12 protein-coding genes are annotated in these 10,602 nt (G+C 51.5%); 3 read left to right on the forward strand and 9 right to left on the reverse strand.

What is annotated here, in order from left to right; translation table 11 throughout:
- The 4 genes from ABEV74_RS22675 to ABEV74_RS22690 all read right to left on the reverse strand — a co-directional run.
- Positions 1-514, reverse strand: a 514-nt coding sequence (locus ABEV74_RS22675) for a substrate-binding domain-containing protein (protein WP_430149897.1), incomplete at its 3' end; no start/stop codon positions are given.
- Between the two features lie 22 nt (positions 515-536).
- A complete protein-coding gene (locus ABEV74_RS22680) occupies positions 537-1,310 on the reverse strand; it encodes an SDR family NAD(P)-dependent oxidoreductase (RefSeq protein WP_430149900.1) in 774 nt (257 codons plus the stop codon).
- A 25-nt stretch (positions 1,311-1,335) separates the two neighbouring features.
- Entirely contained in the window at positions 1,336-2,328 is a 993-nt protein-coding gene (locus tag ABEV74_RS22685; protein WP_213531385.1) for an ABC transporter permease, read from the reverse strand.
- A complete protein-coding gene (locus ABEV74_RS22690) occupies positions 2,309-3,832 on the reverse strand; it encodes a sugar ABC transporter ATP-binding protein (RefSeq protein WP_430149903.1) in 1,524 nt (507 codons plus the stop codon). The genes ABEV74_RS22685 and ABEV74_RS22690 overlap by 20 nt, the downstream gene beginning before the upstream one ends.
- A 280-nt stretch (positions 3,833-4,112) precedes the next feature.
- Between ABEV74_RS22690 and ABEV74_RS22695 the strand changes: the two genes are divergently transcribed.
- Complete coding sequence (locus ABEV74_RS22695; RefSeq protein WP_062496345.1) at positions 4,113-4,886, forward strand: DeoR/GlpR family DNA-binding transcription regulator; 774 nt, start codon at positions 4,113-4,115, stop codon at positions 4,884-4,886.
- Between the two features lie 70 nt (positions 4,887-4,956).
- Here the strand turns inward: ABEV74_RS22695 and ABEV74_RS22700 are convergent, their stop codons facing one another.
- Positions 4,957-5,817, reverse strand: a complete 861-nt coding sequence (locus ABEV74_RS22700) for a helix-turn-helix domain-containing protein (protein ID WP_430149906.1) — start codon at positions 5,815-5,817, stop codon at positions 4,957-4,959.
- 130 nt (positions 5,818-5,947) lie between these two features.
- On the opposite strand from ABEV74_RS22700, the gene ABEV74_RS22705 reads away from it, so the two are divergent.
- A complete protein-coding gene (locus ABEV74_RS22705; RefSeq protein ID WP_062489271.1) occupies positions 5,948-6,802 on the forward strand; it encodes a phytanoyl-CoA dioxygenase family protein in 855 nt (284 codons plus the stop codon).
- 39 nt (positions 6,803-6,841) lie between these two features.
- Positions 6,842-7,678, forward strand: a complete 837-nt coding sequence (locus tag ABEV74_RS22710; RefSeq protein WP_062489273.1) for a phytanoyl-CoA dioxygenase family protein — start codon at positions 6,842-6,844, stop codon at positions 7,676-7,678.
- Positions 7,679-7,838: 160 nt separating this feature from the next.
- Here ABEV74_RS22710 and ABEV74_RS22715 read toward each other — a convergent pair whose 3' ends face one another.
- The 4 genes from ABEV74_RS22715 to ABEV74_RS22730 form a co-directional block, all read right to left on the reverse strand.
- On the reverse strand, positions 7,839-8,789 hold the full coding sequence (locus ABEV74_RS22715) for a D-2-hydroxyacid dehydrogenase (RefSeq protein WP_430149909.1): 951 nt from the start codon (positions 8,787-8,789) through the stop codon (positions 7,839-7,841).
- Positions 8,786-9,499: a hypothetical protein gene (locus ABEV74_RS22720; protein WP_430149911.1), complete on the reverse strand. Its 714-nt coding sequence runs from the start codon at positions 9,497-9,499 to the stop codon at positions 8,786-8,788. Before ABEV74_RS22720 ends, ABEV74_RS22715 begins: the two co-directional genes overlap by 4 nt.
- A 20-nt stretch (positions 9,500-9,519) precedes the next feature.
- Complete coding sequence (locus ABEV74_RS22725; protein ID WP_213529304.1) at positions 9,520-9,888, reverse strand: BlaI/MecI/CopY family transcriptional regulator; 369 nt, start codon at positions 9,886-9,888, stop codon at positions 9,520-9,522.
- A 245-nt stretch (positions 9,889-10,133) separates the two neighbouring features.
- Positions 10,134-10,602: carbohydrate ABC transporter permease (locus ABEV74_RS22730; protein WP_430149914.1), on the reverse strand; the 469-nt coding region annotated here is incomplete at its 5' end.

Raw genomic sequence — 10,602 nt, forward strand, 5'->3', positions numbered from 1 at the left:
GGCTTTCGAAATTTAGGTTCATTTCGAATTCACCCGCCGTTACGTCGTTCGAACCGATATAGGACGTAAGCTTGTCGCTGTTGACACGGGTGTTGACACCGAAGACCGGAACCCCGGCCTGAACCGCCTGCTCTACGGCGACGGACATCGCGTCCACATCGACGGGAGAGAATATAATGGCATCGAACCCTTGCGCGATCATGTTCTCGAATTGGCTGATTTGCGTATTGACATCGTAGTTGCCATCGAAAATCTCAATATCCACGCCGAGCTCTTTCGCTTTCTCCTTCTGCGCGTCGCTGATGAGAACCGTAAACTCGTTTTTCAAGCCGTAATGCGTAACGCCGATTTTAAACTTCTTATCTCCGGATGCGGTGTCGCCCCCGGCTTCGGACGACCCGCTGTTGCCGGACGGCTCGCTTGCCGAACCGCCTTGGGAAGAGCAGCCCGTTAGCGCAAGCATGAAGCACAGCGCCAGTATCAACCATACTTTCAAACTGCCTGTTTGTCTCATTTTCCCATCCTTCTCTCTTTCATTAGTGGATTGTGTAACCGCCGTCTACCAGATAAGTAGCCCCCGTCGTGAAGCTGGAAGCGTCCGATGCAAGCAGAACGACGACACCGCCAAGCTCCTCGGGATTGCCAAGCCGCTTCATCGGAACGTAATTCAAAACATGCGCCAGTTCACCCCCTTCTTCGAATATCGGTTTCGTCATAGCCGTCTTCATGTAACCGGGCGCGATCGCGTTGACCCGGATGTTGTATTCCACCCATTCCGAGGCCAGACATTTGGTGATCATCACGACAGCGGCCTTGGAGGCATTGTACGCGCATTGCGCTTCCGTATTGGCGATAAAGCCGGACATGGAAGCAATATTCACGATCGATCCGCCGCCGTTCTTCATCATGTGAAGTGCCGCATATTTGGCGCAGAGAAATACGCCGTTGACGTTTACGTCCATCGTGCGCTGCCAATCCGCGAGCGATTGATCGATCGCTTTAATCTTTTGACAGATCCCGGCATTGTTTACAAGCACGTTCAGCTTTCCGAATTTATCGATAATGGTGTCGTACATCGATCGAACCTGACTTTCGTCGGCTACATTCACTGCGATCGCGTGCGTCTGTACGTTGTGCTCACGCGCAATCTCCTCGGCAGTTCGATGCGCTTGCTCGACATTCATATCGGCGATGACAACCGATGAGCCGAATGACGCAAGCGCTTCGGCCATCGACTTGCCAAGGCCCGTCGCCGCACCCGTCACCAGAGAAACTTTGCCTGTCAAATCAAACCGTTTTTTGAAGTCCATTCTTTCTTCCTCGCTTTCCGGATTTTTAAGATTTATGGGTTGTTTTGGAATCGATTAATACCGCGATAACAATAACCAGGCCTTTCACAATGAGCTGATAATAGGAAGAGACATTCAGCAAATCCAGACCGTTGTTGATTACGCCGATGAGCAATACGCCGATCATCGTCCCCCACAGCCGGCCTTTGCCCCCGGCCAGACTCGTGCCGCCGATGACAACGGCCGCTATGGCATCCAGCTCATACGAGCTGCCGGCTTGCGGCAATCCGCTGGTCACGCGGGAGGTTAAGATAATCCCGGCCAGTCCGGCCAACAGTCCGCTTAACGAGTAGACAATGATCTTGACCCTTTTCACATTGACTCCCGAGATCAAAGCCGACTCCTCGTTGCCGCCCACAGCGTATACGTAGCGGCCGATCCGGGTCCGATACAACAAGAACGAACTTAAGGCGAATACAATTAACAAGATCCACACCGGAACCGGGACGCCGATTAACGTGCCTCCGCCGATCCATTTAAACGATTCCGACAATCCGGGGATCGGACGGCCGTCGCTGTACACGAATGTCAATCCGCGAGCCGCGCTCATCATGCCGAGCGTCACGATAAACGGAGCCACATACCACTTCGCCACAACAAAACCGTTCACCCATCCGAGAACGAGTCCCGCGAGCAGCCCCGCCGCAATGGCGATCCATTCGGGATAAGCGCCGCCTTGCACGAGACTTGCGGTCACGACGCCTGAGAATGCAAGTATGGACCCTACGGACAAGTCAATCCCTCTCGTCAGGATGACGAAAGTTGCGCCGATAGCCAGCAGTCCGTTGATCGAAACTTGCCTCAGGACGTTCATCATGTTGTTAAAGGTGAGAAAAGCCGGGCTGATGACGGATAACAAACCAATAATCAGAACCAGCGCAATGACGATTCCGTATTCTTTGAAAAAGAGTCTCGGATTCCATTTTTTGATGTTCAAATTCGCCGATTCCGTCAACGTTTTAGGCGGTACTGCCGACATGTTCTTCACTCCTTGCAAGGTGTTGGCCCGTCGCCAACTCCATAATTTTTTCTTGTGTCGCCTCGTCCTGACTCAACTCTCCCGCCACCGTGCGATTATGGAACACCACGATGCGATGGCTCATGCCGATCACTTCCGGCAATTCGGACGAAATCATGATGATCGAATATCCTTCGTGAACGAGATCGTTCATTAATTTATAAATTTCCGTTTTCGCCCCGATATCGATTCCCCGGGTCGGTTCATCCATGATCAAGATCCGGGGGTTCGTCATGAGCCATTTGGCTATGACGACCTTCTGCTGATTACCGCCGCTTAAATATTGAACCCATTGATCCCGGCTCGGGGTTTTGATCCGAAGCGATTCAATGTAGTAATCCGCTATTTTGTTTTCCTGCTTCGGTTGAAGAACTCCCGCACGGCTTGACACTTTTGAGAGCGATGAAATGGTGATATTGTGCTTAACCGATGACGGAAGATTTAGCCCTTCGACCTTTCGGTCCTCGGTAATAAACGCGATCCCGTTTTTTATCGCTTCGGACGGCGTTTTAAAATGAACCCGTCTCCCTTCCAGCAAAATTTCGCCGGAATCGTAAGGTGTCATGCCGAAAAGCGCTTCCATCACTTCCGTGCGGCCGGAGCCCATTAAACCCGCGAAACCCAAAATTTCGCCTTTTCTCAGCCGGAAGCTGACATTATGGAACCATTTCGCTTTGGTCAACCCCTTAACTTCCAGCACCACTTCTCCCGGAGCTGATTTTTGGCCGGGGAAAATATCCTTCAATTCTCGTCCGACCATCATGGATATCAATTCTTTATTGTTGGTCTGACCGGCCGGCTTCGTATCGATGTATTGGCCATCCCTCAGCACCGTAATGTCATCGGCTATTTGGAAAATTTCGTTCATTTTATGCGAAATATAGATAATTCCTTTGCCTCTCGATTTCAAGTCTTGGATGACCCGAAACAATCGGCTCACTTCCCGATCCGTGATCGCCGAAGTCGGTTCGTCCATGATCATGATGTCGGAATCGTATGAAACCGCTTTAGAAATTTCCACTAATTGAACGTCCGACACTTTCAAATCTTTCATTTTGGTTTGCGGATCCAGTTGAATGCCGATTTGATCGAACAGTTCTTTGGTCCATCGATACAATTCCGCATACCATAGCACGCCCATCCGAGTCGGCTCGCGTCCCAGAAAGATGTTTTCGGCCACCGTCATTTCGTTAATCGGCGTAAGCTCCTGGTGGATCATGGAGATCCCCAGCTTCAATGCATCCCGCGGACTATCGATCGTGACCCGGTTGCCTTTAATAAAAATCTCACCTTCATCCGGCCGATGGATGCCCGACAAAATTTTCATTAATGTCGACTTCCCCGCGCCGTTCTCCCCCATCAGCGCAAGGACCGAACCCGGCCGAAGGCGAAGGGACACGTTGTGTAGCGCTTTCAATCCTGAAAAGCTTTTGGATATGGATTTCATCTCCAACAAATAATCCATTTCAACCCCTCCGTTCGAAAACAAAAACAAGAAAACGAAAATAATGGTTTGGAAAATTTAACTTCGTATTCTTACGTTTAATTTTAATAGTTTATTTTATATTGTCAATAACCTCTTTCTTTCAGCGGCAAATGTTTTCGTATTCTTTCGTTTCCAGTTTACGATTATACTTTTTTATGATAAATTCATTTATATGAGATGACACAGTATACTTGGATTTAGAATGCGTGAATATAAAGGGCAAGGTGATATTTCATATTTTCGGAGGTTGCTTATGAAAATGTTCAGTGAAGAAAGGCGAAAGCGGATTCTCGATTATTTGATACGCCATAATCGGGCTACTGTAAAAGAACTCGCCGAGATTTTGAATGTGTCCAAGGTAACTTTGCGTGCCGATTTAAACTCTATGGAGTCGGAAGGTTTGCTGCAAAGAACTCACGGCGGCGCCACCTTGATCGAGTCGAGACCGGAGCTTCCGCCTACGACCAGCTTCTCGGTACGGGAAAAGACCAATCAAGCGGAAAAACGCGCGATCGGCAAAATTGCCGCCGATATGGTAAGCACGGGGCAATGCATCATTTTGGATGCCAGTTCTACTTGCCTGGAGATGGCCCGAATTTTAGTCACGCAGCAAAAACGATTGACCATTCTCACGAACGGAATTATGACCGCCTTGGAATTGAGGGAAAATCCGCAATTTACGGTGATTTTAATCGGCGGGATTCTGCGGTTGGGGAGCGCGGGGCTGGAGGGAAGTCTGGGTACCCATATTTTAAAAGAGATTAACGTGGACACGATGTATACATCCGCCAACGGTTTCGTATACGATGACGGCTTAACCGATTTCAACGTCTATGAAGTGGAGCTAAAAAAATCGATGGCTTCGAGCGCCCAAAAAATCGTCGCTCTGCTGGACCATACCAAAATCGGACGTTCCTCTATCGCTTCGTTCGTCGCTCCTCAAGACATCGACATCATCATTACGGACTCCGGCGCAGCCGAGGAGGACCTTGTCAAACTCCGGCAAATGGGACTCGAGGTAGTTGTCGCCTAGCGGGATCAAACGGTTCGGCCCTTTCCCTTCCCAGTGGGAAGACGAAAGGGCTTTTTCCCGCCAACGCCGATCAATCCGGCCGGATGTGCAAATAGGCGTGTTGTTTGCGGTACTCCTGCGGCGTCATCGCCTCGCTCGCCTTGAACGCTTTGATGAAATGAGCGCCGTCGTAGAAGCCGCTGACGACCGCGATTTCCGTGATCGGCAGCGATGTCGTTTCCAGAAGGCGCTTCGCTCCCTCGATCCGGACGGACAGGATATACTTCCCGAGCGTCATTCCCGTTACCGATTTGAAAATTTGGTTCAAGTACCGCTCGTTGAGCGAATAACGGGCAGCCACCGCAGGCAGCAATATTTTCCCGCCGGTGTCCAGCTCCTCCTGAATGTCTTCGATAACTTGCCTTACAATTTGTTCGTGCCTGTTGCGATGCCCGCTTCTCTGCATCTGGTCCATGTAGATCTTCACGAAGATATGAAGAAAATAATGCTTGGCCATAACCGACATTTTGCGGCCCATACGAAGCTCGGTTATCAGGTTGCGAAAGTCGGCTTGCAGCCCCGGCATCGAGACGGGAGTCGATCCGATGTCCAACTGGTCGAATAAATGGCGCATTCGCGCATTCAAGTCCGGGCGGTCGAATTGAAACATCAAATAATACAAGTCGAACGAACCGTCCCTGCAGAAGCTGTGGCGCACGTTATCCGACACGAAGATGAGATCGCCCTGTCTGAAGGACATCGTTCGCTTGTCCTGAATGACCGTATTCTCTCCCCGCGTATAAAAATTCAGTTCGAACCCGGACCCCGCTCCGTTCCACCCCCTGTTTCGCCAGAAGCCGAAGGAAGGAAAGGAAAACCGGTGCCATTCCCGATCGAACAATTCGATGAGCTCTTTCAGATGCGAAGCCGGATTGGGATGGTGCTCTCTCATGATGTCCCCCACTTTTTTCTTACAATTTTACAAATTGCGAATCGACTGTACAATACGGCCGGTCGATTATGAACTATACTACAGACATAGTTTCACAGCAGCAACTACTAATAGAGGAGGGATGTGAGACATGAAAGATACGGTCGGCCTTGTCACCCGGGAAGATAAAGAATTTTACAAGAAAAACGGCTATTGGGTCAGCCCGGTCCTGTTCGATGAACAAGAAATCGAGGAAATGCGCAAAGCTCACGATCGCATCTGGTCGTTCGATTACGACGGCGACGGTTATCCGCTCGAAGAATGGCGTCCCACCAATAATCCGAATATGCTTCGGAAAATCGACAACTCCTGGTGGATCAACGACGTGGTCCGGAAAACCGTTACGAATCCCGTGATTGGACGGATTGCCGCCGCTCTGATGGACAGCACCGAAGCGCGTCTGTGGTACGATCAGGTCATTTACAAGCCGGGCACCGGTACGGGCAAGAAAGATGCCCTGTCTCCGGGCAATGTCGGCTGGCACCAGGATTATATTTACTGGCAGTGCACCAACACCGACAATCTGATAACGGCTTGGATCGCCCTTCAGGATACGGATCTGACGAACGGCTGCATGTGCGTCGTTCCCGGCTCCCATAAATGGGGACTTCTCGAAGGCAGCGACGCTTTCTTCAACCGGGATTTGGAAGCGGTCAAAGCCAGAATAGCCGAACAATCCGGAAAGGAATGGAAGGAAGTTCCGATATTGCTGAAGGCAGGTCAAGTCAGCTTCCACCATGCGTTGACGATTCATGGCTCGGGACAGAACTATTCCGAACATCCGCGGCTGTCCATCGTCGCGCATCTGATGCCGCACGGCACGGCTTACAAGAACCGCGGCCATAACGTGGACAACATTCGGCTGCTCGGTCCCCGTCCGAAAGAGGGACAACGGTTTGATAACCATTATTTCCCGGTAGTTTATTCCGAAGAATCGCAATCCTAATATACTAGCCCATTACGGGCAACGGAGGTAGAACCAACAATGAAAATGACATTGACTCCCGAAGAAATCAAAAACGGCCGGCTCGAACCGGAAAAGCTCGCAATCGCCATCGAGCAGGTAAAAGCGAACGGCTATATCGTGTTCGACAAAGTGTACAGCGATGAGCAAATGGCCGAGCTTCGCGCCGCTTTCGATCCGCTGTTCGACGAATATATCAAACGAAAAGGCTACAATACCGGCACGAACCGGGCGCAAATGCATCTGCCGTTCCAAGCGCCTTTCAACGACCCGTCCATTATCGAGCATCCGATCGCGATGTCCGTCATCGACGGTCTGCTGGGCGAATACTGCAAGCTGTCTTACTTCGCATCCGACACGCCGATGCCGGGCTCGGACTATCAGGCCGTTCATTGCGACATTAACCCGCTGTTCCCGGATTTCTCGGTTGCCCTGCCGCCCTTCAGTCTCGTGATGAATATTCCGCTCGTGGATACGACGGAAGAGAACGGACCGCTGGAAGTTTGGCCGGGCGGCACGCACTTGCATCCCGACCGCGCGACGCAGGATACGCTGGACGGCACGATCAATCCCCATATGCATATCGTAAGAGCGGCGGAACATATGCTTTCCGAGAAAGTATACATGTCCGCAGGCTCCATCGTCATTCGCGATATCCGCATGTGGCACCGCGGCACGCCGAACCGTTCGAATTACCGCAGAACGAACATCGCGCTGATCTACAACCGCGACTGGTACGGCAACGGCTATACGATTCAAATTCCGCAGGAAGAGTATGACAAACTGCCGGAACGCTCCCGTCTGCTGCTTCGCCACGAGAAAATCGGCTATCCCGTGAAGATGCCTTGGGAATGGTAAGAAGCGCATCTTGACCGGTTTATCGAAGAAGCCTTCAAACCCGCCATCCGTACGCGGGTTGAAGGCTTCTTCGGCGTCTTTATCGGGCGGTATGCAAAAGCCGCAAGGCCGTCCGCCGCTCTTCCGGCAGCGGACGGCCTCCAGGTCTGGGCGCCCGCCCTCAATATTGGTTTCGCAAATCGACCCGGTTCCGTCCGGGCTCTTTGCCCTGCACGTAGTCCCGCAAATTCGCCACGAATATTTCGGCGGCGCGGTCGTCGTAATACACGGAGCTGCCGGAATTGTGCGGGGTAATGATGACGTTCTCCATCGCCCACAACGGGCTCGATTCGGGCAAAGGCTCCTGCTCGAATACGTCCAGTCCCGCTCCGGCGATCGCACCGCTGCGCAGCGCCTCGATCAAGGCTTCCGTATCGACGGTGAGCCCGCGGCCGATATTGATAAAATACGCGCCGGGCTTCATGTGCTTAAACCGGGACGCATCGATAAGGCGGCGCGTATCCTTCGTCAGCGGCAGCGTGACGACGACAAAGTCGCTTTCGGCCAGCACCTCGTTCAATCCATGATGGTCATACATGCGATCGACATGCGGGGAAGGCGCGCCCGAGCGGCGGACGCCGAGCACCTGCATCCGAAACGCGCGCGCCAGCCGGGCGATCTCTTCCCCGATCGCGCCTACGCCGACAAGTCCGAGCGTCTTCCCGTGTATCTCTTCCAATTCCCCGAGCCATGCCCACCGCTTGTCCGCCTGGTTTCGCGCCGCCGCATGAAGCTTGCGGGCAAACGACAGCATCATCCCGAACACGGTTTCGGAAATCGGATACGCGTGCACGCCGCTGGCGTTCGTCAGCATAATATTGCGCCGTTCGAAGGCGTCGAGCGGCATGTGCTCTACGCCCGCTCCCCATGCCTGCACCCATCGCAGCTTCGACTGCGGCCTAAGGCAAATTTCCTCCGCCCACCCGTTCCAGCCGACCACGATTTCGGCGTCCTCCAGACGGGCGCGCAGCTCCGACTCGTCTCCGGTTACAATATCGAAGCCCGGCGCAGCGCTGCGGATCGTCTCCAGATGCCGGGGCTGCGGTCCGTATAGGCATGCGATCGTTCTCATTCGGCGCTCGGCTCCTTACGATGTGAATTTAATTCAGTTTTCTTCAAGAAATTAGCCCGCAGCTTGTGATACTTCATCCAAGCTTCCGCTTGTTTGGCAATGCCGCTTGCGATAGCGGGGCTCGACAAAATATCCGTGTACTGTTTATAGTTGCTTTCAAACTTGTCTACCGGACCGGTAATGGCCTTTACAATAAGATTATCCAACGTATCATTTTGCGGCGCAATAAGATTGTGATTCAATTCGTTCGTCACCGCTTCGTATTCGGCTTTCGCTTGCAGCGTCGCATCGTCAACCGGCAGCTCTGCGTACAGCGTCATTTTTCCCAGGTTATGTTGCTGCCAAGCCGTATTGACGATCGTCGCCTGATCGTAGTTGCTTTCGCTGAACGGATACACGACGGACGGACTGTATACATAACCCATTTCATCCGCCATGGCAAGGCCGTATACTTCCGGGTTCGTCATCGTGTTATCCTGGCCCTGAATTCCATAATACCATCCGTCGCCCGTAGGATCTTGTTTGCCGAGCAATTTATATTCTTCGACCTTTTTGTACTCCGGCTTGTACCGGCGGTTCATTCCTTCGCCCGTATACATATCCGGCGTACCCCATGCGCGCAAAATAGCAGCTTCTGTCGAATAGTTCCAATCAATCCAGTTCAAAATTTGCGGGATCATATCTTCGGACACTTTTTTCGGATTAATCACTTTCGAATTCCATTTTGTCGTTACTCCCTCCGTTCCTTGACCCATTTCAGCAAATCGTCCAGTTCTTTTTCGCTCGGCTGCTTGCCGTTGTACAGCGTATTGACGAAGCTCAAAAACGAATTTTCATGATACTGCTTCATAAAATGCTCCGTTTCCCAAGCCAGGTAGTCTTCTTTGCTGACCAGCGGAAAGTACGTACGTTCTTTCCCTTCCTTCTCCGTCCGCAAAAAGCCTCGTTTCACCAAACGCAGCATAAGCGAAATGACCGTGGGCGCTTTCCATTTGCGCTCGCTTCCGAGCTGCTCCATCACCATCGCGGTCGTAATAGGCGGTTCGTTCGCCCAGACCACCCGCATAATTTCAAATTCCGCATCAGGCAACTTCTTCATGTATCCGTCTCCTTTTTTGACAATTGTCTTTTTTATATTCTACACTTGTCAAAAATAATGGTCAATTTATTTTTTACAAATGTCTAAAAAAGGAAAAAGCCGCGTCCTGCGTGTTCAGAACATGCCATGCCGCACTCCTCCTTTCACATAGGAATCGTGCGGCACCGTTCTGCATTCGCTGGCCGACGGCCGATATGGACAGCTTTCGCGGAAGCGGACCAATCCTGCTTCGCATCGTTTCGTTTTTACTTAATTCCTGTCGAAGCAATCCCTTCTACGATGTATCGCTGGAAGAAAAGAAACATGAGAAATACGGGAATCAAGGAAAGGAAAGACATGGCAAACAACGAGCCTATAGCAGACTCGCCCATGGCGTCAATGAACATGCCCAGCGCCAGCGTTACGGTAAACTTATCGACACTGCTGAGATAAAGAAGATGACTGAAGAAATCGTTCCATGTCCAAATAAAAGTGAAAATCGCCGTTGTCACGATTGCCGGCACGATTAAGGGCAGGATGACGCGCGTATATATACGGATCGGGCCACAGCCGTCTACAGTTGCAGCTTGATCAAGTTCACGAGGCAAAGAGCGAATAAATTGAACGGTCAGGAAGACAAAAAAACCTTCCGTAGCGAAAAACTTCGGTATAGCGATCGGCAGAAACGTATTCATCCAGCCCAGTTTATTGAAAATAATCCTAAATTTCGAAAGC

This window comes from Paenibacillus cisolokensis, from assembly GCF_050481165.1.
In the GTDB taxonomy this organism is placed as follows: Bacteria; Bacillota; Bacilli; order Paenibacillales; family Paenibacillaceae; genus Paenibacillus_AH; species Paenibacillus_AH cisolokensis.

What these genes read in the sequence shown, in the direction of transcription:
- ABEV74_RS22680 (WP_430149900.1), bottom strand. Translation starts at nt 1,310, where the DNA reads ATGGACTTCAAAAAACGGTTTGATTTGACAGGCAAAGTTTCTCTGGTG.
- ABEV74_RS22685 (WP_213531385.1), bottom strand. Translation starts at nt 2,328, where the DNA reads ATGTCGGCAGTACCGCCTAAAACGTTGACGGAATCGGCGAATTTGAAC.
- ABEV74_RS22690 (WP_430149903.1), bottom strand. Translation starts at nt 3,832, where the DNA reads ATGGATTATTTGTTGGAGATGAAATCCATATCCAAAAGCTTTTCAGGA.
- ABEV74_RS22695 (WP_062496345.1), top strand. Translation starts at nt 4,113, where the DNA reads ATGTTCAGTGAAGAAAGGCGAAAGCGGATTCTCGATTATTTGATACGC.
- ABEV74_RS22700 (WP_430149906.1), bottom strand. Translation starts at nt 5,817, where the DNA reads ATGAGAGAGCACCATCCCAATCCGGCTTCGCATCTGAAAGAGCTCATC.
- ABEV74_RS22705 (WP_062489271.1), top strand. Translation starts at nt 5,948, where the DNA reads ATGAAAGATACGGTCGGCCTTGTCACCCGGGAAGATAAAGAATTTTAC.
- ABEV74_RS22710 (WP_062489273.1), top strand. Translation starts at nt 6,842, where the DNA reads ATGAAAATGACATTGACTCCCGAAGAAATCAAAAACGGCCGGCTCGAA.
- ABEV74_RS22715 (WP_430149909.1), bottom strand. Translation starts at nt 8,789, where the DNA reads ATGAGAACGATCGCATGCCTATACGGACCGCAGCCCCGGCATCTGGAG.
- ABEV74_RS22725 (WP_213529304.1), bottom strand. Translation starts at nt 9,888, where the DNA reads ATGAAGAAGTTGCCTGATGCGGAATTTGAAATTATGCGGGTGGTCTGG.